General features: G+C 62.2%; 19 protein-coding genes and 1 pseudogene. 19 read left to right on the forward strand and 1 reads right to left on the reverse strand.

What is annotated here, in order from left to right; all coding sequences use genetic code 11:
• Window positions 1–17: 17 nt before the first annotated feature.
• Window positions 18–1,382, reverse strand: a complete 1,365-nt coding sequence (locus tag LIY36_RS09400) for a formimidoylglutamate deiminase (protein WP_226455513.1) — start codon at window positions 1,380–1,382, stop codon at window positions 18–20.
• A gap of 147 nt (window positions 1,383–1,529) precedes the next feature.
• On the opposite strand from LIY36_RS09400, the gene hutC reads away from it, so the two are divergent.
• From hutC to LIY36_RS09495, 19 genes and pseudogenes are all read left to right on the forward strand, one after another.
• Complete coding sequence (hutC, locus tag LIY36_RS09405; protein ID WP_370694901.1) at window positions 1,530–2,240, forward strand: histidine utilization repressor; 711 nt, start codon at window positions 1,530–1,532, stop codon at window positions 2,238–2,240.
• Window positions 2,237–2,797 (forward strand): HutD/Ves family protein, encoded by a 561-nt coding sequence (locus tag LIY36_RS09410; RefSeq protein ID WP_192298387.1) that lies wholly within the window; start codon window positions 2,237–2,239, stop codon window positions 2,795–2,797. The genes hutC and LIY36_RS09410 overlap by 4 nt, the downstream gene beginning before the upstream one ends.
• A gap of 343 nt (window positions 2,798–3,140) precedes the next feature.
• Window positions 3,141–4,811: a urocanate hydratase gene (hutU, locus tag LIY36_RS09415; RefSeq protein ID WP_124525413.1), complete on the forward strand. Its 1,671-nt coding sequence runs from the start codon at window positions 3,141–3,143 to the stop codon at window positions 4,809–4,811.
• Window positions 4,812–4,968: 157 nt separating this feature from the next.
• Entirely contained in the window at window positions 4,969–6,417 is a 1,449-nt protein-coding gene (locus tag LIY36_RS09420; RefSeq protein ID WP_192298385.1) for a purine-cytosine permease family protein, read from the forward strand.
• A 69-nt stretch (window positions 6,418–6,486) separates the two neighbouring features.
• Window positions 6,487–7,452 carry an ABC transporter substrate-binding protein gene (locus tag LIY36_RS09425; protein WP_192298384.1) on the forward strand — a complete coding sequence of 322 codons (966 nt, stop codon included), beginning with the start codon at window positions 6,487–6,489 and terminating at the stop codon, window positions 7,450–7,452.
• Between the two features lie 72 nt (window positions 7,453–7,524).
• A complete protein-coding gene (locus LIY36_RS09430) occupies window positions 7,525–8,376 on the forward strand; it encodes an ABC transporter permease (RefSeq protein ID WP_012721776.1) in 852 nt (283 codons plus the stop codon).
• Complete coding sequence (locus LIY36_RS09435) at window positions 8,373–9,197, forward strand: quaternary amine ABC transporter ATP-binding protein (protein WP_192298383.1); 825 nt, start codon at window positions 8,373–8,375, stop codon at window positions 9,195–9,197. Before LIY36_RS09430 ends, LIY36_RS09435 begins: the two co-directional genes overlap by 4 nt.
• Window positions 9,198–9,334: 137 nt before the next feature.
• A complete protein-coding gene (gene hutH / locus LIY36_RS09440) occupies window positions 9,335–10,843 on the forward strand; it encodes a histidine ammonia-lyase (protein WP_226455515.1) in 1,509 nt (502 codons plus the stop codon).
• Window positions 10,844–10,866: 23 nt separating this feature from the next.
• Window positions 10,867–12,399 (forward strand): histidine ammonia-lyase, encoded by a 1,533-nt coding sequence (hutH, locus tag LIY36_RS09445; RefSeq protein WP_192298381.1) that lies wholly within the window; start codon window positions 10,867–10,869, stop codon window positions 12,397–12,399.
• A 107-nt stretch (window positions 12,400–12,506) separates the two neighbouring features.
• Window positions 12,507–13,712: an imidazolonepropionase gene (gene hutI, locus LIY36_RS09450; RefSeq protein WP_226455516.1), complete on the forward strand. Its 1,206-nt coding sequence runs from the start codon at window positions 12,507–12,509 to the stop codon at window positions 13,710–13,712.
• 11 nt (window positions 13,713–13,723) lie between these two features.
• Window positions 13,724–14,524 carry an N-formylglutamate deformylase gene (gene hutG, locus LIY36_RS09455; protein ID WP_226455517.1) on the forward strand — a complete coding sequence of 267 codons (801 nt, stop codon included), beginning with the start codon at window positions 13,724–13,726 and terminating at the stop codon, window positions 14,522–14,524.
• 198 nt (window positions 14,525–14,722) lie between these two features.
• Window positions 14,723–15,658, forward strand: a complete 936-nt coding sequence (locus tag LIY36_RS09460) for a choline ABC transporter substrate-binding protein (RefSeq protein ID WP_226455518.1) — start codon at window positions 14,723–14,725, stop codon at window positions 15,656–15,658.
• A gap of 67 nt (window positions 15,659–15,725) precedes the next feature.
• On the forward strand, window positions 15,726–16,661 hold the full coding sequence (locus LIY36_RS09465; protein WP_226455519.1) for an alpha/beta hydrolase: 936 nt from the start codon (window positions 15,726–15,728) through the stop codon (window positions 16,659–16,661).
• A gap of 103 nt (window positions 16,662–16,764) precedes the next feature.
• A complete protein-coding gene (gene pip / locus LIY36_RS09470; RefSeq protein ID WP_192298376.1) occupies window positions 16,765–17,736 on the forward strand; it encodes a prolyl aminopeptidase in 972 nt (323 codons plus the stop codon).
• Window positions 17,733–18,170: a D-aminoacyl-tRNA deacylase gene (gene dtd, locus LIY36_RS09475; protein ID WP_226455520.1), complete on the forward strand. Its 438-nt coding sequence runs from the start codon at window positions 17,733–17,735 to the stop codon at window positions 18,168–18,170. Before pip ends, dtd begins: the two co-directional genes overlap by 4 nt.
• A gap of 267 nt (window positions 18,171–18,437) precedes the next feature.
• Entirely contained in the window at window positions 18,438–20,174 is a 1,737-nt protein-coding gene (locus LIY36_RS09480) for a glucan biosynthesis protein G (protein ID WP_318652594.1), read from the forward strand.
• A pseudogene (mdoH, locus tag LIY36_RS09485) lies at window positions 20,167–22,775 on the forward strand (glucans biosynthesis glucosyltransferase MdoH). Before LIY36_RS09480 ends, mdoH begins: the two are co-directional and overlap by 8 nt.
• A gap of 148 nt (window positions 22,776–22,923) precedes the next feature.
• Complete coding sequence (locus LIY36_RS09490; protein ID WP_226455521.1) at window positions 22,924–23,724, forward strand: transporter substrate-binding domain-containing protein; 801 nt, start codon at window positions 22,924–22,926, stop codon at window positions 23,722–23,724.
• A gap of 219 nt (window positions 23,725–23,943) precedes the next feature.
• Window positions 23,944–24,741 carry a transporter substrate-binding domain-containing protein gene (locus LIY36_RS09495; RefSeq protein WP_192298371.1) on the forward strand — a complete coding sequence of 266 codons (798 nt, stop codon included), beginning with the start codon at window positions 23,944–23,946 and terminating at the stop codon, window positions 24,739–24,741.
• Window positions 24,742–24,810: the final 69 nt, after the last annotated feature.

Here is a 24,810-nt window from a genome sequence, read left to right on the forward strand (position 1 = left end):
ATCCCGCTCCCACATTTTTAACCGAGCAGGTCCTTCAGTACTTGGGTGAATGCGCGATTGCTGTCTTCTTCGTCAGCGTGCCGACCCTCCCGCACCACCCACTTCCCGTTCACCAGCACATCCCGCACCTGCCGATCCCCACCGGCAAACAACCAGCGATTGAGAATGCCATCGTCGCTCGCCGTCGCCAGGTACGGATCATTGCCGTCCAGCACCAGCCAATCCGCGCGCCTACCCACCTCCAATCGACCAATCGGTTGGCCCAGCGCCTGTGCGCCGCCGTCCAGTGCCGCATCAAACAGCGTGCGGCCCACCATCGGTTGATCGCTGCGATACAAACGGTTGCGCCGCTGATCCCGCAGGCGCTGGCCGTATTCCAGCCAACGCAATTCCTCTACCACGCTCAACGACACATGGCTGTCGGAACCAATCCCCATGCGCCCGCCTTGCGCGAGAAAGTCTACCGCCGGGAAGATCCCGTCACCCAGGTTCGCCTCAGTGGTCAGGCACAGCCCGGCAATCGCCCGGCTCTTGGCCATGCGCGCGACTTCATCCGCATCGGCATGAGTGGCATGCACCAGGCACCAGCGTTCATCCACTGCAACATTGTCGTACAGCCATTGCAGCGGGCGCTTGCCGCTCCAGGCCAGGCAGTCGTCGACTTCCTTCTGTTGCTCGGCGATGTGGATATGCACCGGGCAGGCTTTGTCGCTGGCGCTCAGCACTGCGCTGATTTGTGACGGCGTGACCGCGCGCAGCGAGTGGAAACACAGCCCCAACTGCTGCGCCGGTTGCGCGGCGAGGATGGGCTGCAGGCGCGCTTGCAGTTCCAGATAGCTTTCAGTGCTGTTGATAAACCGTCGCTGGCCCTCATTCGGTGCCTGGCCGCCAAACCCGGAGTGGGTATAGAGCACTGGCAGCAACGTCAGGCCGATGCCGCTGCTGGCCGCCGCCTGGCTGATCTGGCGTGACAGCTCGGTACGGTCGGCATACGGCTGGCCGTTGACGTCATGGTGCACGTAGTGGAATTCGGCCACCGAGGTGTAGCCGGCCTTGAGCATTTCGATATACAGCTGGCGCGCGATCACCTGCAATTGCTCTGGGCTGATCTTGCCGACCATGCGGTACATCAGCTCGCGCCAGGTCCAGAAACTGTCGTTCGGGTTGCCCGCCACTTCGGCCAGACCGGCCATCGCACGTTGGAAAGCGTGGGAGTGCAGGTTCGGCATGCCCGCCAAAACCGGGCCTCTCAGCCGTTCGGCGCCGTCTGCGTTGGCATTGGCCGCAACCTCTGTCAGCAGGCCATCGGCGCTGACTTCAAGACGTACGTCATTGGCCCATCCATTAGGCAGCAGTGCGCGTTCGGCAAAGAAAGCGGACATGATCAGAGCACCCCGGTCGTGTGTTTATTTGTATATACATATACAGACGTTTGCCTGCTCGGTAAACTCCGGCAATCTATGCATCTTTTCCACCTGCAAGGATTCCCTGTGCCGACTCCGCCCGCCAACTCTTCGCTGGCTGCCCACATGGACGAAAGTCCGGCGCCCTTGTATGCCCGCGTCAAACAGATGATCAGCCAGCAGATCCTCAACGGCAATTGGCCGCCCCATTACCGCGTGCCGTCGGAGAGCGAACTGGTCAGCGAGCTGGGCTTCAGCCGCATGACCATCAACCGCGCCCTGCGTGAGCTCACCGCCGAAGGGTTGCTGGTGCGAATGCAAGGCGTCGGTACGTTCGTCGCCGAACCCAAGAGTCAGTCAGCGCTGTTTGAAGTGCACAACATTGCCGACGAGATCGCCTCCCGCGGTCACCGGCACACCTGCCAGGTCATCCACCTGGGCGAAGAGGCCGCCGGTTCCGAGCGCGCCGTCGCCTTGGAAATGCGCGAAGGCGGGCGGGTGTTCCACTCGTTGATCGTGCACTTCGAAAACGATATTCCGGTGCAAATCGAAGACCGTTTCGTCAATGCCCTGGTCGCGCCGGAATACCTGCAACAGGATTTCACCCAACAAACCCCCTACGCCTATCTGAACCAGGTCGCACCGTTGACCGAAGGCGAGCATGTGGTCGAGGCGATCCTTGCCGACGCCTCCGAGTGCAAGTTGCTGCAAATCGAACCCGGCGAACCCTGCCTGTTGATTCGTCGCCGCACCTGGTCGGGCCGCCAACCGGTGACCGCAGCACGTTTGATCCACCCCGGCTCGCGCCACAGTCTCGAAGGACGTTTCAGCAAATGACTGCAGTCAAAGTCTGGCGCGCCGCCGATTACGTGCGCATGCCGTGGAAGAACGGCGGCGGCAGCACCGAAGAAATCACCCGTGATGCGGGCCAGGGCCTGGACGGTTTTGGCTGGCGCCTGTCGATTGCCGATATTGGCGAGTCGGGCGGCTTTTCCACCTTCGCCGGTTACCAGCGCGTGATCACCGTGATCCAGGGCGCTGGCATGGTGTTGACCGTCGATGGCGAGGAGCAGCGTGGCTTGTTGCCGCTGCAGGCGTTTGCGTTCAAGGGTGACAGCCAGGTGTCATGCCGCCTGATCACCGGGCCGATCCGCGATTTCAACCTGATCTATTCGCCACAGCGTTATCACGCGCGGTTGCAGTGGATCGACGGCGAGCAGCGGTTTTTCAGCACGGCGCAGACGGTGCTGGTGTTCAGTGTCGCTGATGAAGTGAAGGTGCTGGACCAGAAACTTGGCCATCACGATTGTCTGCAAATCGACGGTAACGCCGGCCTGCTGGACATCGCCGTCAGCGGCCGCAGCTGCATCATCGAACTGACCGCACGCGGTTAAAAGTGTGGGAGCTGGCAAGCCAGCTCCCACATTTGTTTCCCGCTGTTGATTCGATCTGTTTCCAACCGGCGCACCAACTTGTTACCGAACGCCCCAGCATGGCGCAAAGCCATGCGGACAAGACAACTATCCCCCGCCACAAAACTCCCCCGTAAGAAATTTCATCCAACGCGGAAGCCTTAATTTCCAAGGCTCGCACGCTCTTTCCAAAAAATTCTCAACAGCTCCCTCAGCAAGTTGGCCGCTCGATTGCATATGCTTGTATGTACAAGTAAAGATGTGTGCGTAAGAGTCCGCTTCGCACCAATCAGGTATGCGCATCGATCGCTGAGGAGTTCTTGTTGTGACCAAGCCTACTAAATACCGTGACGTAGAAATCCGCGCCGCCCACGGTAACAAGCTCACCGCCAAAAGCTGGCTGACTGAAGCGCCGCTGCGCATGCTGATGAACAACCTCGACCCACAAGTGGCCGAGAACCCGAAAGAACTGGTGGTGTACGGTGGCATCGGCCGTGCGGCGCGCAACTGGGAGTGCTACGACCAGATCGTCGAAAGCCTCACCAACCTGAACGACGACGAAACCCTGCTGGTGCAATCCGGCAAGCCGGTCGGCGTGTTCAAGACCCACAGCAACGCCCCGCGCGTACTGATCGCCAACTCCAACCTGGTGCCGCACTGGGCCAGCTGGGAACACTTCAACGAACTGGATGCCAAGGGCCTGGCCATGTACGGCCAGATGACCGCCGGCAGCTGGATCTACATCGGCAGCCAGGGCATCGTCCAGGGCACCTACGAAACCTTCGTCGAGGCCGGGCGCCAGCATTACAACAGCGACCTGACCGGCCGCTGGGTGCTCACCGCCGGCCTCGGTGGCATGGGCGGTGCACAACCGCTGGCGGCTACCCTGGCCGGCGCGTGCTCGCTGAACATCGAGTGCCAGCAGGTCAGCATCGATTTCCGCCTGGCCAGCCGCTACGTCGACGAGCAAGCCACCGACCTCGATGACGCCCTGGCGCGCATTGCCAAATACACCAAGGAAGGCAAGGCGATCTCCATCGCGCTGCTGGGCAATGCCGCCGAAATCCTGCCAGAACTGGTCAAGCGCGGCGTACGCCCGGACATGGTCACCGACCAGACCAGCGCCCACGACCCACTCAACGGCTACCTGCCCGCCGGCTGGACCTGGGACGAATACCGCGCCCGCGCCAAGACCGAACCGGCCGCCGTGATCAAGGCCGCCAAACAGTCGATGGCCGTGCATGTCAAAGCCATGCTGGACTTCCAGAAACAAGGCATTCCGACCTTCGACTACGGCAACAATATCCGTCAGATGGCCCAGGAAGAAGGCGTGGAAAATGCCTTCGACTTCCCTGGCTTCGTCCCGGCCTACATCCGCCCACTGTTCTGCCGTGGCATCGGCCCGTTCCGCTGGGCGGCCCTGTCCGGCGACCCGCAGGACATCTACAAGACCGACGCCAAAGTCAAAGAACTGATCCCCGACGACGCCCACCTGCACAACTGGCTGGACATGGCCCGCGAGCGCATCAGCTTCCAGGGTCTGCCGGCGCGCATCTGCTGGGTTGGCCTGGGCCAGCGCGCCAAGCTCGGCCTGGCGTTCAACGAAATGGTACGCAGCGGCGAGCTGTCGGCGCCGGTGGTGATCGGCCGTGACCACCTCGACTCCGGCTCGGTGTCCAGCCCGAACCGTGAAACCGAAGCCATGCAGGACGGTTCCGACGCTGTGTCCGACTGGCCACTGCTCAACGCCTTGCTCAATACCGCCAGCGGCGCGACCTGGGTTTCGCTGCACCACGGCGGCGGTGTGGGCATGGGCTTCTCCCAGCACTCCGGCATGGTGATCGTCTGCGACGGCACCGACGAAGCGGCCGAGCGGATTGCCCGCGTGCTGCACAACGACCCGGCGACCGGAGTGATGCGTCACGCCGATGCCGGTTACCAGATCGCGATCGACTGCGCCAAAGAGCAGGGCCTCAATCTTCCGATGATCAAGTAACTAATGTGGGAGCGGGCTTTTGTGGGAGCGGGCTTGCTCGCGAAAGCGGACTTTCAGTCAATGCATCTGTAGCCGACCCACCGTATTCGCGAGCAAGCCCGCTCCCACATTTGATCTGCGCTGATCTAGATAACAATCCACCAGAGGTTGAACCGACATGGCTGCAAATGACACCACCCCGTTGATCGAGAAACGTTCGATCGACTACATCCCGGAAGCGGAAAGACACGGTCGTCTGTTCAGCCAATTCACCCTGTGGATGGGGGCCAACCTGCAGATCACCGCGATTGTCACCGGGGCCCTGGCCGTGGTGCTGGGCGGTGATGTGTTCTGGTCGTTGATCGGTCTGTTGATCGGCCAACTGATCGGCGGTGGCGTGATGGCTTTGCATGCGGCGCAAGGGCCCAAGTTGGGCCTGCCGCAGATGATCTCCAGCCGGGTGCAGTTCGGGGTGTACGGCGCGGCGATTCCGATTGTGCTGGTGTGCCTGATGTACCTCGGGTTCACCGCCACCGGCACCGTGCTGTCCGGCCAGGCGCTGGGCCAGTTGTTTGGCGTCAGCGACAGCGTCGGCATCCTGATCTTCGCCAGTGTCATCGTGCTGGTCACGGTGCTCGGTTACCGGGTGATTCACTTCATCGGCCGCGTCGCCAGCGTCATTGGGGTGATCGCCTTTGTTTATCTGTTCAGCCGCCTGATGGGCCAGACGGACGTGGGTGCACTCCTGCAAATCCGTCACTTCAGCTGGAGCAGCTTTTTGCTCGCGGTGTCGCTCGCGGCGTCCTGGCAAATCGCCTTCGGCCCTTACGTGGCGGACTACTCGCGTTACCTGCCAAGCCGCACGTCGTCGGTGAAAACCTTCCTCGCCGCTGGCGCAGGTTCGGTGATCGGCGCCCAGGTGGCGATGATCCTCGGCGTGTTTGCCGCCGCCATGTCCAACGGCCAGTTCGCCGGGCATGAAGTGGCCTACATTGTCGGCTTGAGCGGCACGGGTGCCACGGCTGCGCTGTTGTACTTCAGCATCGCGTTCGGCAAGGTGACCATCTCCACGCTGAACTCCTACGGCAGCTTCATGTGCATCGCGACCATCATCAGCGGCTTTCGTGGTCGCCTGGAGGTCACGCGCCTGCAGCGCCTGGTGTTTGTGCTGGCCATCGTGGGTACGGCGACCCTGATCGCACTGCTCGGCCAGCACTCGTTCCTCGGCGCGTTCAAGTCGTTCATCTTGTTCCTGCTGGCGTTCTTCACGCCCTGGAGCGCGATCAACCTGGTGGACTACTACTGCATCACCCGCGAGCGCTATGACGTGCCGGCGCTGGCCGACCCCAATGGCCGCTACGGTCGCTGGAACCTGCTGGGTATCAGCGTCTATGTGTTCGGTGTGCTGGTGCAGTTGCCGTTCATCTCCACCAAGTTCTACACCGGCCCCCTGGTGGCCGCCCTGGGTGACGTGGATATTTCCTGGATCATCGGCCTGGTACTGCCCGCCGCCCTGTATTACGTGTGTGCGAAAAAATGGCACGGCAGCGTGCCCGATCAATTGATCCTGCCGGTAGAGCAGGGCGCTGCACCAACGACGACAAACGGGCTGGTTGCACAAGCCTGATGGGACGTGGACATGGCTGGATGCCTACTGACTGCCGTAATCCATTTCAAGATTGGGAGCGTCACAACAATGAAAATGCATAAGACCCTGTTGGCCACCTTGTTCTCTGCTGGCGTGCTGGCATCAGCCGGTGCCCAGGCAGCCGGCTGGTGCGAGTCTGGCAAGCCGGTGAAGTTCGCCGGGCTGAACTGGGAAAGCGGCATGTTGCTAACCGACATCCTGCAAACCGTGCTGGAAAAAGGCTACGACTGCAAAACCGACAGCCTGCCAGGCAACTCCATCACCATGGAAAACGCCCTGAGCAGCAACGACATCCAAGTGTTTGCCGAAGAATGGGTGGGCCGCAGCGAAGTCTGGAACAAGGCCGAGAAGGCCGGCAAAGTCGTCGGCGTCGGCGCCCCGGTGGTGGGGGCTATCGAAGGCTGGTACGTGCCGCGCTACGTGATTGAAGGCGACGCCAAGCGCAAGCTGGAAGCCAAGGCCCCGGGCCTGAAAAACATCGCCGACCTGGCCAAGTACGCCGCCGTGTTCAAGGACCAGGAAGAACCGTCCAAAGGCCGTTTCTACAACTGCCCGGCCGGTTGGACCTGTGAGCTGGACAACAGCGAAATGCTCAAGAGCTACGGCCTGGAAAGCACCTACACCAACTTCCGCCCCGGTACCGGCCCGGCGCTGGATGCGGCGGTGTTGTCGAGCTACAAGCGTGGCGAGCCGATCCTGTTCTACTACTGGTCGCCAACGCCGCTGATGGGCCAGGTCGATCTGGTCAAGCTGGAAGAAAAACCCGGCGTGGATAAAAGCGTGAGCATCAAGGTCGGCCTGTCCAAGACCTTCCACGAGCAGGCCCCGGAACTGGTGGCCGTGCTGGAAAAGGTCAACCTGCCAATCGACCTGCTGAACCAGAACCTGGGGCGCATGGCCAAGGAACGAATTGAGTCGCCGAAACTGGCGAAGATCTTCCTCAAGGAACATCCTGAAGTCTGGCACGCCTGGGTGAGTGAAGACGCAGCCAAGAAAATCGACGCGGCCTTGTAGGTCAAGCGTGCCCGGCTACCCTGAGAGGTCAGCCGGGCGCCTGGCTACAACCCATTGGATCGAGAGCACGCTATGTTTCCTGAGAGTTTTACGTTTTCCATCGCCGACTGGGTCAACGGTTGGGTGGACTCACTGGTCACCAACTACGGCGATGTGTTCCGGCACATCTCCGACACCCTGTTGTGGGCCATCGTCAACCTGGAAGGGCTGCTGCGCGCAGCGCCCTGGTGGCTGATGCTGGCCATCGTCGGCGCTGTCGCCTGGCACGCCACGCGCAAGGTCGTGACCACGGCGGTGATCGTCGGTTTGCTGTTTCTGGTGGGGGCGGTCGGCCTGTGGGACAAGCTGATGCAGACCCTCGCGCTGATGATGGTCGCCACGGTGATCTCGGTGCTGATCGGCATTCCGCTGGGCATCCTCTCGGCACGCAGCAATCGCCTGCGTTCGGTGCTGATGCCACTGCTGGACATCATGCAGACCATGCCCAGCTTCGTGTACTTGATCCCGGTACTGATGCTGTTCGGCCTGGGCAAGGTCCCGGCGATTTTCGCCACGGTGATCTACGCCGCGCCACCGCTGATCCGCCTGACCGATCTGGGCATCCGCCAGGTCGACGGCGAAGTCATGGAAGCCATCAACGCTTTTGGTGCCAACCGCTGGCAGCAACTGTTCGGCGTGCAACTGCCGCTGGCGCTGCCAAGCATCATGGCCGGGATCAACCAGACCACCATGATGGCCCTGTCGATGGTGGTGATCGCCTCGATGATCGGTGCCCGTGGCTTGGGTGAAGACGTACTCGTCGGCATCCAGACCCTCAACGTCGGGCGTGGCCTTGAAGCCGGCCTGGCGATCGTGATTCTCGCAGTGGTCATCGACCGCATTACCCAGGCCTATGGTCGTCCACGGCATGAGGCGAGCAAATGACTACTGTCAGCAAAATCGAAGTTAAAAACGTCTTCAAGATCTTCGGCGCCCGTGACAAGGAGGCGCTGTCGTTGATCAGCCAGGGCAAGACCAAGGACCAGGTGCTGGCCGAAACCGGCTGCGTGGTCGGCGTGAACGACTTGTCCCTGAGCATCGGCACCGGCGAGATCTTCGTGATCATGGGCCTGTCGGGCTCCGGCAAATCCACCCTGGTGCGCCACTTCAACCGCCTGATCGACCCCACCAGCGGCGCGATCCTGGTGGACGGCGAAGACATCCTGCAACTGGACATGGACGCCCTGCGTCAATTCCGTCGCCACAAGATCAGCATGGTGTTCCAGAGCTTCGGCCTGCTGCCCCACAAGAGCGTGCTCGACAACGTTGCCTACGGCCTGAAAGTGCGTGGCGAAAGCAAGCAGGTCTGCGTTGATCGCGCCCTGCACTGGATCGAGACCGTGGGCCTGAAGGGCTATGAAAACAAATACCCGCACCAGCTCTCCGGCGGCATGCGCCAGCGCGTCGGCCTGGCCCGCGCATTGGCGGCCGACACCGACATCATCCTGATGGACGAAGCGTTCAGCGCCCTCGACCCGCTGATCCGCGCCGAGATGCAGGATCAGTTGCTGGAGCTGCAAAAGACCCTGCACAAAACCATCGTGTTTATCACCCACGACCTCGACGAGGCTGTGCGCATCGGCAACCGCATTGCGATCCTCAAGGACGGCAGGCTGATCCAGGTCGGCACGCCACGGGAGATCCTGCATTCGCCGGCGGATGAGTATGTGGACCGATTTGTTCAGCGGCGGGCGGCGGTGGTCTGAGCCAAAAGGTGTGGTGCGCCTGCTGGCCCTTTCGCGAGCAAGCCCGCTCCCACATTTGGAATGCATTCCCCCTGTGGGAGCGGGCTTGCTCGCGAAGACGTCGGCAACGCTGCACAAGAATCAACGAAGGTATGAAGATGTCCCAGCCAACAAAAATCACTATCGCGGATACGCCATTGCACTGGCAGGACGTGGTCGCCGTCGCCCGCCACGGTGCGGTCCTCGAACTCTCCGGCCAGGCCTGGGCACGCATCGACAACGCCCAAGCCATCGTGCAGCGCATCGTCACCAGCGGCGAGCGTGCCTACGGGGTGAACACCGGCCTGGGCGCGTTGTGCAATGTCTCGCTCGCCGGCGAGCAACTCAGCCAGCTGTCTCGCAACACCCTGCTCAGCCACGCCTGCGGCGTCGGCCCGGTGCTCAGCGACGAGCAGACCCGCGCGATCATCTGCGCCGCCATCATCAATTACAGCCAGGGCAAATCCGGCCTGCACCCGCAGGTGGTGCACGCGTTGCTGGCACTGCTCAACCACGGCATCACGCCGCAAGTGCCGTCCCAGGGTTCGGTGGGTTACCTGACCCACATGGCCCATGTCGGCGTGGCGCTGCTGGGCGTCGGCACGGTGAGCTATCGCGGGCAGATCGTTCCGGCGCAACAGGCCCTGAGCGCCGAAGGCTTGCAGCCGGTGGTGCTGGGCGCCAAGGACGGCCTGTGCCTGGTCAACGGCACGCCGTGTATGACCGGCCTGAGCTGCCTGGCCCTGGCTGATGCGCACCATTTACTGCAATGGGCCGACGTCATCGGCGCCATGAGTTTCGAGGCTCTGCGCGGCCAGATCGACGCGTTCGATGAGCACATCATCGCCCTCAAGCCGCACCCCGGCATGCAGCACGTCGGCAGCAATTTGCGCGCGTTGCTCGACGGCAGTGAAGTGATCGCCAGCAGCAAAGGCCTGCGCACCCAGGACGCGTTGAGCATCCGCTCGATCCCGCAGATCCACGGCGCCGCCCGCGATCAAGTCGAGCACGCCACGCGCCAGATCGAAACCGAACTCAACAGTGCCACCGACAACCCGCTGCTGCTCGGCACGCCGGAGAATTACCGCGTCGTATCCCAGGCCAACCCCCACGGTCAGTCGGTCGCGCTGGCGGCGGATATGCTCGCCATCGCCATGGCCGAGATCGGCTCGGTGGCCGAGCGTCGCCTGGACCGCCTGATCAACCCCCATGTCAGCGGCTTGCCGGCGTTTCTCGTCAGCAACCCCGGGGTCAATTCCGGGATGATGATCGTGCAGTACGTCGCCGCGTCCCTGTGCGGGCAGAACCGCCAGCTGGCGCAACCGGCGGTGCTCGACAATTTCGTCACCTCGGGCCTGCAGGAAGACCACTTGAGCATGGGCACCAACGCCGCACTCAAGCTGCACCAGGTGCTGGCCAACGTCACCCAGATCCTTGCCATCGAGTACCTGCTGGCGGCCCAGGCGTTTGAATTCCTCAAGGACCGGCGCTTCGGCGCCGGCACCGACCGCGCCTGGCGCTTGCTGCGTGAAGTCGTCCCGGCCTATGAGCAGGATCGCTGGCTGGCGCCGGATATTGCCGCTGCCGCCCAGTTGCTCAAAGACACCGCATTACCCGATTTGCACTAAAAACAATTCAAAGGAGTAGGAATGTGACTGCGCTAAACCTGATCCCCGGCCAACTGAGCCTTGCCCAACTGCGGGCCATCTACCAGCAGCCGGTGACCCTCAGCCTGGATAACAGCGCCTCGGCGCAGATCGAAGCCAGCGTGGCGTGTGTCGAGCAGATCCTCGCCGAGAACCGCACCGCCTACGGTATCAACACCGGTTTCGGCCTGCTGGCCTCGACCCGTATCGCCAGTGAAGACCTGGAAAACCTCCAGCGGTCCCTGGTGCTGTCCCATGCCGCCGGTGTGGGCGAGCCGATCAGCGATGCGCTGGTGCGGCTGGTCATGGTGCTCAAGGTCAACAGCCTCAGCCGGGGCTTTTCCGGGATTCGTCGCCAGGTGATCGACGCGTTGATCGCGCTGATCAACGCCGAGGTGTATCCGCACATTCCGTTGAAAGGCTCGGTGGGGGCTTCCGGCGACCTGGCGCCGTTGGCGCACATGTCCCTGGTGCTGCTGGGCGAAGGCAAGGCGCGCTACAAGGGCGAATGGCTGCAAGCCAGCGACGCGCTCAAAGTCGCCGGCCTGACCCCGTTGACCCTCGCCGCCAAAGAAGGCCTGGCGCTGCTCAACGGCACCCAGGTGTCTACCGCGTATGCCCTGCGCGGCCTGTTCGAAGGCGAAGACCTGTTTGCCGGCGCACTCGCCTGCGGCGGCCTTACCGTGGAAGCGGTGCTGGGTTCGCGCTCGCCGTTCGACCCACGTATCCACGCGGCGCGTGGCCAGCGGGGGCAGATCGATGCGGCCGCGGCCTATCGCGACCTGCTGGGCGAAAGCAGCCAGGTGTCGCAGTCGCACCAGAACTGCGACAAGGTCCAGGACCCGTACTCCCTGCGCTGCCAGCCGCAAGTCATGGGCGCCTGCCTGACCCAGTTGCGCCAGGCAGCCGAAGTGCTCGTGGTGGAAGCCAATGCCGTGTCGGATAACCCGCTGGTGTTCGCCGCCGAAGGCGACGTGATTTCCGGCGGTAACTTCCACGCCGAGCCGGTGGCCATGGCCGCCGATAACATGGCGCTGGCCATCGCTGAAATCGGCTCCCTCAGTGAGCGCCGCATCTCGTTGATGATGGACAAGCACATGTCCCAACTGCCGCCGTTCCTGGTCGGCAATGGCGGGGTCAACTCCGGCTTCATGATCGCCCAGGTGACTGCCGCCGCACTCGCCAGCGAAAACAAGGCACTGGCCCATCCCCACAGCGTCGACAGCCTGCCGACCTCCGCCAACCAGGAAGACCACGTATCCATGGCCCCGGCTGCCGGCAAGCGTCTGTGGGAAATGGCCGAGAACACCCGTGGCATCCTGGCCGTGGAGTGGTTGGCCGCATGCCAGGGCCTGGACCTGCGCGAAGGCCTGAAAACCTCGCCGAAGCTGGAACAGGCGCGTGGCATCCTGCGCAGCAAAGTGGCGTTCTACGATAAGGACCGCTTTTTCGCGCCGGACATCATCGCCGCCAGCGAACTGCTCGCCAGCCGCTGCCTCAACGAGCTGCTGCCGGCCCAGTTGCTGCCGAGCCTGTAATGTGTGGGAGCTGTCGAGCCCCAGCGTGGCTGTGAACACGGCAGCACTGGCGATGGCAAGCCAGCTCCCACAGGGATGAGTTTCACCGACCACTGACGGAGGCGTTGATGAAAACGCTATGGCAACACTGCCACATTGCGACCCTGGCCCACGGCAAATACTCGATCATCGAGGATGGGGCTCTGGTCACGGCAGGATCGCTGATTGAATGGATCGGCCCACGCAGCGACGTGCCCGCAGCGGACTACAGCGCTATCCATGACCTGCAAGGCGCCTGGGTGACCCCCGGGTTGATCGACTGCCACACCCACACGGTGTTCGGCGGCAATCGCAGCGGCGAATTCGAGCAGCGCCTTGAAGGCGTGAGTTACGCCGAGATCGCCGCCAAGGGTGGCGGTATTGCCAGCACCGTGCGCGCCACCCGTGCCGCCAGCGAAGATGAGCTGTTCGACAGCAGCCACAAACGCCTGCGCAGTTTGTTGCGCGACGGTGTGACTACGGTGGAGATCAAGTCCGGCTACGGCCTGGACCTGGCCAATGAACGCAAGATGCTGCGGGTGGTCCGTCGCCTCGGCGAGGCGCTGCCGGTCAGCGTGCGTGCCACCTGCCTGGCGGCCCATGCGTTACCGCCGGAGTACAAGGACCGCGCCGACGACTACATCGAGCACATCTGCAGCGAAATGCTGCCGACCCTGGCGGCGGAAGGGCTGGTTGACGCGGTGGATGCGTTCTGCGAATACCTGGCGTTTTCCACCGAGCAGGTGGAGCGCGTGTTCAAGGTCGCGCAACAACTGGGCTTGCCGGTCAAGCTGCATGCCGAGCAGCTCTCGTCACTGCATGGTTCCAGCCTGGCGGCGCGTTACCAGGCGTTGTCGGCGGATCACCTGGAATTCATGACCGAAGCAGACGCCATCGCCATGGCCGCCGCCGGCACCGTCGCCGTGTTGCTGCCGGGCGCGTTCTACTTCCTGCGGGAGACCCAATTGCCGCCGATGGATGCCCTGCGCAAACACGGTGTGAAGATCGCCATCGCCAGCGACCTCAACCCCGGCACCTCGCCGGCGTTGTCGGTGCGCCTGATGCTGAACATGGCCTGCACCCTGTTCCGCATGACCCCGGAAGAAGCCCTGGCCGGCGTCACCCAGCACGCGGCCACCGCCCTGGGCATGGGCGATACCCACGGTTCGTTGGAAGTAGGCAAGGTCGCCGACTTTGTCGCCTGGCAGATTGATCGCCCGGCCGACCTGGCTTACTGGCTGGGCGGCGAGCTGGATAAACGCGTCGTGCGCCATGGCGTCGACGTCACCGTCTAAGGAGCAATGCTGTGGATAAGGTTCTGAACTTCAAACGAGGCCGCGTGCCGCTGCTGATCAGCATGCCCCACGCCGGCCTGCGCCTGACGCCTGCGGTGGCGGCCGGGCTGATCCCCGAGGCGCAAAGCCTGCCGGACACTGACTGGCATATCCCGACGCTGTATGACTTTGCCGAGGACCTCGGCGCCAGCACCCTGGCTGCCGAATATTCGCGCTTTGTGATCGACCTGAACCGCCCGTCCGACGACAAGCCGCTGTACGTCGGTGCCACCACCGGGCTGTACCCGGCGACGTTGTTCGACGGCGTGCCGCTGTTCCGTGAAGGCCTGGAACCGAGCAAGGCCGAGCGCGCGACCTATCTCGAGCAGATCTGGGGCCCGTACCACCAGACCCTGCAAGACGAACTGACGCGGCTCAAGGCCGAGTTCGGCTACGCCTTGCTCTTCGATGCCCACTCGATCCGCTCGGTGATCCCGCACCTGTTCGACGGCAAGCTGCCTGACTTCAACCTCGGCACCTTCAACGGCGCCGCTTGCGACCCCGCGCTGGCCAGCCAGCTGGAAGCCATCTGCGCCGAGCATCCGCAATACACCCACGTGCTGAACGGGCGCTTCAAGGGGGGGCATATCACCCGTCACTACGGCAACCCGGCGCAGGACATTCATGCGGTGCAGTTGGAGTTGGGGCAGTGCACGTACATGGAAGAGGTCGAGCCGTTTCGGTATCGGGCGGATCTGGCTGAGCCGACGCGGGTGGTGCTCAAGCAGTTGCTGGAAGGGTTGTTGGCCTGGGGGCAACAGCGATACGGCTGAAATCGCTATCGCAGGCAAGCCAGCTCCCACAGTTGACCGAGTTCCACCTTTGGAATGCAGTCAAAGGTGGGGGCTGGCTTGCCTGCGATGACGGCCTTACAGTCGCCCCAGTGCAACTGCCCGTCGCCCCAGTTCGTGTTCACCCAGGTCTCACTGGGTAAGGTTGTGCAATAACAACAGCCGAGTGAGACCACCCCCATGCAAAAAACCTTGTTGAGCTTGATCGGCGCCGCACTGCTCAGTGCGCAAGCCATGGCCGCCGAGCCGGCTTCCTGCAAAACCATCCGCATGGGCGTGGTCAGCTGGACCGATGTGGTGGCCACCTCCGGCATGGCCGATGTGCTGCTCAACGGCCTGGGCTACGACAGCAAGCAGACCAGCGCCGTACAGCAGATCATCTTTGCCGGCATCCGCGACAAGCGCCTGGATGTTTTCCTCGGCTACTGGAAACCGGCGATGGACAACAATATCGCACCGTTCCTCGCGGCCAAGCAGGTCAAGGTCTTCGATACCCCCAGCCTGGCCGACGCCCAGGCCACCCTGGCGGTGCCGCAGTACGTGGCGGACGCCGGGCTGAAGACCTTCGCCGACATCTCCCGCTTCAAGGACAAGCTGGGCGGCAAGATCTACGGCATCGAGCCCGGCAGCGGCGCCAACACCGACATCCAGAAAATGATCGATACCGACCGCTTTGGCCTTGGAGGCTTCAAGTTGGTCGCTTCCGGCGAGGCGGGCATGCTGGCGGCGGTGCAGCGCGCGGTGAATCGCAAGGAATTCGTGGTCTTTGTCGGTTGGACCCCGCACCCGATGAACATCAACCTGCAGATGGCCTACCTCACCGGCAGTGAAGACGTATTCGGCCCCGACGAAGGCCGCGCCACGGTGTCCACCGTCACCGCACCGGACTTCGCCGAGCGCTGCCCGAATGCCAATCGCCTGTTGCAGAACCTCACCTTCACCGCCGCCCAGGAAAGCCAGTTGATGGTGCCGATCATGGAGCGCCAATCGCCGCAGGATGTGGCCAGGCAGTGGCTGCGCGATCATCCCGAGGATGTGCAGCGTTGGTTGGCTGGGGTCACGGCGTTTGATGGCCAGGATGGCGTGGCAGCCGTACAAGCCAGCCTCAAGCCCTGAGGCCCCCCCTGTGGGGGCTGGCTTGCCTGCGCCCACATTTGCTCTCAAGTGTCAGGGAGACTGATGCATGGCCGACTACCCGATTTCTGCGCAAATGCTCGCCTTTGTGGATAAGACCGAATCTTTCACCAACACCGACACCTCCCTGGCCGGCCTGCGCCAGAACTACAACCGCATGTGCCAGGCGTTCACCCCATCACCGCCCCAGGGGCTGACGGTTGCGGACTCCAATTTGGGTGGCGTCGGCATCCGCAGCTACCTGCCCACCCCAACCACCCCATCCGACGGCTGGCCGTGCCTTCTTTATATGCACGGCGGCGGCTGGGTCGTCGGCGGTTTGGATTCCCACGACTTCATCTGCTTCGAATTGGCCAGTGCGCTCCAGGTGCTGGTGATCGCCATCGACTACCGCTTGGCCCCTGAATACCCGTTCCCGGCGGCGTACGACGATTGCCGCAGCGTGTGGCAGGCGCTCCAGGCGGGGCAGGGGCCGTATGCCATCAACCGTCAGCGTCTGGTGGTGGCGGGGGACAGTGCCGGTGGCAACCTGGCGGCGGCGTTATGCCTGGGGTTGCGCGACCACGGGCAGCCGTTGCCATTGGCGCAAGTGCTGATTTACCCAGGGTTGGGCGGGGCGGCGGATTTGCCGTCCCGGCGTGATTGCGCGGATGCGCCGTTGCTGAGTACGGCTGATACCGACGCCTACTTGGCCTTGTATCTGTCAGACGGGGCACAATCCTCACCCTATGCCATGCCGTTGCGTGCCGAAACATTCAGGGGTTTACCCAAGGCCTTCATCGCCGTAGCCCAATTCGACCCGTTGCGCGACGACGGCAGGCTGTACGCCGAACGCTTGCAGGCCGCAGGCGTCAACACGCTCCTGTATCCCGGCAAAGGCCTGGTGCACGGTTGCCTGCGGGCGCGTGGGCAGGTGGCGGAGGTGGATCAACTCTACACTCACCTGCTGCATTACCTCAGGAGCGAAGGGCTGACACAGGTCTAAGCGCGCAAGGACATGCTCATTGCACAATTCGGGTTTATAGTGCCAGACGGCAAAATAATAGACGTCCCCCCAGGGATGAACTCGACCCCTTACGGAGCGCGCAATGCAGACTTGGTTTCCGCAGATCAAACCCTACGCCCGGCACGATCTGGCCGTCGATGACACGCATACTCTGTACGTCGATGAAAGTGGCTCCCCCGAAGGTTTGCCCGTCGTCTTCATCCACGGCGGTCCCGGCGCGGGTTGCGATGCCAACAGCCGCTGCTATTTCGACCCGAACCTCTATCACATCGTCACCTTCGACCAGCGCGGCTGCGGGCGTTCCACGCCGCGCGCGAGCCTGGAAAACAACACCACCTGGGACCTGGTCGCCGACCTTGAGCGCATCCGCGAACACCTGGGCATCGACAAGTGGGTGCTGTTCGGCGGCTCCTGGGGGTCGACGCTGGCCCTGGCCTATGCGCAAACCCACCCCGAGCGCGTGCTTGGCCTGATCGTGCGCGGGATTTTCCTTGCCCGCCCGCAAGACATCCATTGGTTCTACCAGGAAGGCGCGAGCCGCTTGTTCCCGGATTACTGGCAGGACTACATCGCGCCGATCCCGGCCGATGAGCGCCACGACATGATCGCGGCCTACCACAAGCGCCTCACCGGCAACGACCAGATCGCCCAGATGCACGCGGCCAAGGCCTGGTCCGGTTGGGAAGGGCGCATGCTCGGCCTGTGCCCGAGCCCGCAGCATGTGGAGCGGTTTTCCGAGCCGCAGCGTGCGCTGTCCATCGCGCGGATCGAGTGCCACTACTTCACCAACAACTCCTTCCTGGAGCCCAACCAACTGATCCGCGACATGCACAAGATCGCGCACCTGCCTGGCGTAATCATCCACGGCCGCTACGATATGATCTGCCCGCTGGATAACGCCTGGGAGCTGCATCAGGCCTGGCCCAACAGCGAGCTGCAGGTGATTCGCGAGGCGGGCCATGCGGCCTCCGAGCCTGGAATCACGGATGCGCTGGTGCGGGCGACTGGCGAAATGGCGCGCCGTTTGCTTGACTTGCCGCCTGAAGAAGCATGAAGGGCCTGTTGCAACGGGTGCGTGGCGCCCGGGTCGAGGTCGCAGGCGAGGTTGTCGGGGCCATCGACCAGGGGTTGCTGGTGCTGGTGGCCGTCGAGCCGGGCGATACGCCCGAGAGCGCCGACAAACTCCTGCACAAGCTGCTTAACTATCGGGTGTTCAGCGACGACGAGGGCAAGATGAACCTGTCCTTGAAGGACATCGACGGCGGTTTGCTGCTGGTGTCGCAGTTCACTCTCGCGGCGGATACCAAGAGCGGGCTGCGGCCGAGCTTCTCCACGGCGGCCCCTCCGGCGCTGGGAGCGGCGCTTTTCGAACATTTGCTGTTACAAGCGCAACAATTGCATGGCGAGGTGGGGTCCGGGCGTTTTGGCGCCGATATGCAGGTGCATTTGGTCAATGATGGCCCTGTGACCTTCCTGCTTCAGACATGAATGTATTAAAAACGACTTTTAATGCCTAAAAACGCAGGATTTCACTACAAATACTTGGTCGCCCCTGATGCGTTGTCTCGCAGGCTACTAGATAATCGCGCGCTACGGGGATCAGCGTTGTTTGGTCCATTTTTGACTTAGGTAGAGACTTGTCCGATCACCAATGGGGAATCATTTTGACCCAGGGGAGTCGGAACAATGCTCGCCAACCTGGCATATAGATAGCTGGCCGTTGGTTTTTTGATCTGTTTTCGGCGAGGGTTGCTCGTGATTGTTAGTCCCTGTAATGCACCAAAATTGTCTGCCAAACGGTTACGAAACGCACTGGTGACGGGCTCTGCCCTGTTTTGCCTGTTCGGCGCGGGTCAACTGTGGGCATTCAGTCTGGATGATGTGTCGGCCAAGGCTAAAGAGCTGGCCGGGCAGAAATACGAAGCGCCGCGCAGCAATCTGCCGAACGAATTCCGCGAAATGAAATTCGCCGATTACCAGAAGATTCGTTTCCGCAACGAAAAAGCTGAGTGGGCCGACCAGAACACGCCGTTCAAGCTGTCCTTCTATCACCAGGGTATGCACTTTGATACACCGGTGAAAATCAACGAAGTCACGGCCGACAGCGTCAACGAAATCAAATACGACCCAACGCGTTTCGATTTCGGCGACATGAAGCTTGATCCAAAAGCCACCGAACAGCTGGGTTATGCCGGTTTCCGTGTGCTGTACCCGATCAACAAGGCCGACAAGCAAGACGAAATCATGACCATGCTCGGCGCGAGCTACTTCCGCGTCGTCGGCAAGGGCCAGGCCTATGGCTTGTCCGCCCGTGGCATGGCGATCGACACCGCGTTGCCGTCCGGTGAAGAATTCCCCCGGTTCACCGAGTTCTGGATCGAACGTCCGAAGCCGGGTGAAAAACAGCTGGTGATCTTTGCCCTGCTGGATTCCCCGCGTGCCACCGGCGCGTATCGCCTGACCCTGCGTCCGGGCACCGACACCATTGTCGACGTGAAATCCCAGATGTACCTGCGCGACAAGGTCAGCAAGCTGGGCGTTGCCCCGTTGACCAGCATGTTCCTGTTCGGCGCGAACCAGCCGTCCAAAGTGCTCAATTACCGTCGTGAGCTGCATGATTCCAGCGGTCTGTCGATCCATGCCGGCAACGGCGAGTGGATCTGGCGCCCACTGAACAACCCGAAACACCTGTCGGTCAGCAACTTCAGCGTCGAGAACCCGAAAGGTTTCGGCCTGCTGCAACGTGGTCGCGATTTCAGCCACTACGAAGACCTCGACGACAACTACGACAAGCGCCCAAGTGCCTGGATCGAGCCTGAAGGCGATTGGGGCAAGGGCACCGTCAACCTGGTTGAGATTCCGACCGCCGACGAAACCAACGACAACATCGTTGCGTTCTGGAGCCCGGAAAAACTGCCGGAAGTCGGCCAGCCGCTGGATGTCGCCTACCGTCTGCACTGGACCATGGACGAAAAATCCCTGCACCCGGCCGACAGCGCCTGGGTCAAGCAGACCCTGCGTTCCACTGGTGATGTGAAACAGTCCAACCTGATCCGTCAGCCGGATGGCAGCGTGGCTTATCTGGTGGACTTCGAAGGCCCGTCCCTCAAGGCCCTGCCTGCGGATGCCGCGGTGCGCAGCCAGGTCAGTGTTGGCGACAACGCCGAAGTGGTCGAAAACAGCGTGCGCTACAACGAGCACACCAAAGGCTGGCGCTTGACCCTGCGCCTGAAGATCAAGGACGCCGGCAAGCCGACCGAGATGCGTGCGGCCCTGGTGCAGGACATCGTCAAGCCTGAGCCGGAGAAGGATTCGAGCCACGTGCTCAAAGCCGACAAAGTGCTGGCCAAGCAACACGAGAAACAAGCCAAGAAAGACGCGAAAGACAAGGAAGCCAAGCAGCCAGAAGCTGCCCCAGCCACACCGGAACCGGCCAAGACTGAACAAGTCCTGACCGAGACCTGGAGCTATCAGTTGCCTGCCGATGAGTAATTCCCAAGCCACGCCAGAGACTCTGCAAGAGTACCTGGCGCATCTCCCGATGACCGCTGAGCAGCGCGCCGAACTGGCGGGCTGCAAGTCCTTCAGCGAACTGCACGAACGCTTGTCGTCGTCGACCTTTGACGCGCCAACCGACGCCGCCCAAGCGTCGGTCGGCCGCCGGTTGACCCTCAACAGTGCCGAAGAACTGCAAGACGCCGAAATGCTCACGGTCGATGCCGAAGGGCGCGTGTGCCTGAAAGCCACGCCGCCGATCCGTCGGACCAAAGTGGTGCCGGAGCCTTGGCGCACCAACATCCTGGTGCGCGGTTGGCGCCGGCTGACAGGTCGCACCAACCCGCCGAAGCCGCCGAAAGACGAGCGTGTGCTGCCGGCTGCGCGCTGGCGTACCGTGGGTTCGATCCGTCGTTACATCCTGTTGGTGCTGATGCTCGGCCAGACCATCGTCGCCGGCTGGTACATGAAGGGCATCATGCCGTACCAGGGCTGGTCGCTGGTCGACTTCGACGAGATCCGCAACCAGACCCTGCTGCAGACCGCCACCCAGGTACTGCCTTACGCCCTGCAAACCAGCATCCTGATCATGTTCGGGATCTTGTTCTGCTGGGTCTCGGCCGGTTTCTGGACCGCGTTGATGGGCTTCCTGGAACTGCTGACCGGTCACGATAAATACCGCATTTCCGGTAAAAGTGCCGGTGACGAGCCGATCCCGAAAGACGCCCGCACCGCGCTGGTGATGCCGATCTGCAACGAAGACGTGCCCCGGGTATTCGCCGGCCTGCGCGCTACCTTCGAATCGGTGGCCGCCACTGGCGACCTCGACCGTTTCGACTTCTTTGTGCTCAGCGACAGTAACGACGCCGACATCTGCATCGCCGAACAGCAAGCCTGGCTCGACGTGTGCCGTGAAGCCGGTGGTTTCGGCAAGATCTTCTATCGCCGCCGTCGCCGTCGCGTCAAACGCAAGAGCGGCAACCTCGACGACTTCTGCCGTCGCTGGGGCGGTGAATACAAGTACATGGTCGTTCTCGACGCCGACAGCGTGATGAGCGGCGAGTGCCTGACCAGCCTGGTGCGCCTGATGGAAGCCACGCCGGATGCCGGGATTATCCAGACCGCGCCGCGTGCGTCGGGCATGGACACCCTGTATGCGCGCATGCAGCAGTTCGCCACCCGTGTGTACGGCCCGCTGTTCACCGCCGGCCTGCACTTCTGGCAATTGGGTGAATCCCACTACTGGGGTCACAACGCGATCATCCGCATGCAGCCGTTTATCGAGCACTGCGCCCTGGCGCCGTTGCCGGGTAAAGGCGCGTTTGCCGGTGCGATCCTCTCCCACGACTTCGTCGAAGCTGCGCTGATGCGCCGTGCCGGCTGGGGCGTGTGGATTGCCTACGATCTGCCGGGCAGCTACGAAGAACTGCCGCCGAACCTGCTGGACGAACTCAAGCGTGACCGACGCTGGTGCCACGGCAACCTGATGAACTTCCGCCTGTTCCTGGTCAAAGGCATGCACCCGGTGCACCGCGCGGTGTTCCTGACCGGCGTGATGTCGTACCTGTCAGCGCCGTTGTGGTTCTTCTTCCTGGTGCTGTCCACCGCGCTGCTGGCGGTGAACACGCTGATGGAACCGCAGTACTTCATGGCCCCGCGCCAGTTGTACCCGCTGTGGCCGCAATGGCATCCGGACAAGGCGGTGGCGTTGTTCTCGACCACCATCGTGCTGCTGTTCCTGCCGAAACTGCTGAGCATCATCCTGATCTGGGCCAAGGGCGCGAAAGAGTTCGGTGGCAAGTTCAAGGTGACCGTGTCGATGCTGCTGGAGATGCTGTTCTCCATGCTGCTGGCGCCGGTGCGGATGATTTTCCACACCCGTTTCGTACTGGCCGCGTTCCTCGGCTGGGCGGCAACCTGGAACTCGCCGCAGCGTGACGATGACTCCACCCCATGGAGCGAAGCGGTCAAGCGCCACGGTCCGCAAACCGTGCTGGGCTTCTTGTGGGCCCTGCTGGTGGTCTGGCTGAACCCGAGCTTCCTGTGGTGGCTGGTGCCGATTGTCGGCTCGCTGATGCTGTCGATCCCGGTGTCGGTCATCTCCAGTCGGGTCAAGCTGGGCCTCAAGTCCCGTGACGAGAGCCTGTTCCTGATCCCTGAGGAATACAATCCGCCGCAGGCGCTGTTGTCGACCGAGAAGTACACCCACGAAAACCGTTGGCATGCGCTGAACGACGGCTTCGTGCGTGCCGTGGTCGATCCGCAGCAGAACGCCTTGGCCTGCGCCCTGGCCACCTCGCGTCACCGCGAAGCGGAGCCGATCGAGTACCTGCGTGCCGAGCGTGTGCGCCATGCGTTGAAAGTCGGCCCGGCCGGCCTCAACAACGGCGAACGTGTGGCGTTGCTCAGCGACCCGGTCGCCCTGGCCCGCCTGCACGAGCAGGTCTGGAGCGAAGGCCACGCCGAATGGCTGGGGGCCTGGCGTCAATCGATCAAGTCCGATCCTCACGCGCCACTGCTGCCGCTGCAACCGCAAGTCTCCCAGGCCCAACCGGCCTGATTCAGACGCCCCCGGAGGTTCACTCCGGGGGCATTTGAAACGCTGGTCCTACAGCGTTTCGCGCTTCTTCCTTTAAGCGCTAACTCCTTGTTATTTCGAAACAAAAGACCCCGGTTCGAGGCGTATTGCCGTGCCTGCGACTGGGTTAGCATCGCCGCGCAAATTTGATTCGCCACGGGGATTTTCATGCTCAAAAGGTATTGTTCGGCACTGCTGATAGGCGCTGTCGCATTGATGGAGGGTGGCCCGCTGTATGCCGGTGCGTTGGACGATGCGGTGCGGCGCGGTGTGCTGAAGGTCGGGACCACGCCTACCTATGTGCCGTTTGAAATGACTGACCGGCAGGGACGCATTGTCGGTTTCGAAATCGACCTGCTTCAGACGATGAGTCGTGCGCTGGGGGTTGAGCTGGAGTTGGTGGCGGTGCCCTACACCGATTTGCTGCCGGGGCTGCTGGCCAACAAGTTCGACCTGATCGGTAGCGGCATGACCGTCACCCAGGAGCGTAATCTCAAGCTGAATTTCAGCGACGCCTTTATCGTCGTCGGCCAGACCGTGCTGCTGCATCCAAGCCTGGCGGGCAAGGTCGGCAGTGTCGAAGAACTGGACGAGGCCGGCTACCGTATCGCCGTCACCGAGGGCACCACCGGGGAATTGGCCGCGCAACGTTTTCTGGGCGCGGCGCGGCTGAGCAGTTTTGCCACGCCCGAAGAAGGCGTGCGGCAGGTGGTGGAAGGCAAGGCCGATGCCTTTATCCACGATGCGCCCTACAACCTGATCGCCAGTGGCCGGCCGGAAAACAGCAGCTTGCTGGCCCTGGAGCAGCCCTTCACCTACGAGCCCTTGGCGTTCGGCCTGAAAAAGGGCGATTACGACAGCCTCAACTGGATCAACCATTTCCTCAATCAGGTGGCTCAGGACGGCACCTATGATCGGCTGCACGACAAGTGGTTCAGGGGTACCGACTGGATGGCGGACATTGAGTGAAAGTCATAACTGCTTACACATCCGCCGGTTGCCGAATCCAGGTGCTGAAGTGTCTGCCCCTGGGGTTCTTCCGGAATTTGTGGGGCATTTCCGACATACGCCGACAACAAATACCCGTGAAACCTTTGTGACGGCAGACGAGTGGGTTAGGATCGCACCCCGAAATGGTGCAGCCCTTTTGCGCGCCGACCTCATAAGAATCGTTCAGGGGACTTGATGATGAAAAAGTATCTTTCGATGCTGCTGCTTGGCGTCACCGCGCTGGTCGCGGCCACTGCGGCCCAGGCCGGCGCGATCGACGATGCGGTCAAGCGCGGCACGCTGAAGGTCGGCATGGACCCGACCTACATGCCGTTCGAAATGACAGACAAGCGCGGTGAAATCATCGGCTTCGAAGTCGACATCCTCAAGGCCCTGGCCAAGTCCATGGGCGTCAAGCTGGAGCTGGTTTCCACCGGCTACGACGGCATCATCCCGGCCTTCCTGACCGGCAAGTTCGACATGATCGGCAGCGGCATGACCCTGACCCAGGAGCGCAACCTGCGCCTGAACTTCAGCGAACCGTTCATCGTGGTCGGCCAGACCCTGCTGATCCGCAAGGATCTGGAAGGCACCATCAAGTCCTACAAAGACCTGAACGACGAGAAGTACCGCCTGACTTCCAAGCTCGGCACCACCGGCGAGATGGTCGCCAAGAAGCTGATCTCCAAAGCCAAGTACCACGGCTACGACAACGAGCAGGAAGGCGTGCTGGACGTGGTCAACGGCAAGGCCGATGCCTTTGTGTATGACGCGCCGTACAACGTGGTCGCCGAGAAGAAAGTCGGCAACGGCAAGCTGGTGTTCCTCGAAGAACCGTTCACCTTCGAACCCCTGGCGTTTGGCCTGAAAAAAGGCGATTACGACAGCATCAACTTCATCAACAACTTCCTGCACCAGATCCGTAACGACGGCACCTACGATCGCATCCATGACAAGTGGTTCAAGAGCTCCGAGTGGCTCAAGGACATGGAATAAAGGTTTAGACCGAGTCGCGCCCTTCGCGAGCAAGCCCGCTCCCACATTTTGACCGCATTTCATGTTGGA

The organism is Pseudomonas sp. AF03-9, from assembly GCF_020515815.1.
In the GTDB taxonomy this organism is placed as follows: Bacteria; Pseudomonadota; Gammaproteobacteria; order Pseudomonadales; family Pseudomonadaceae; genus Aquipseudomonas.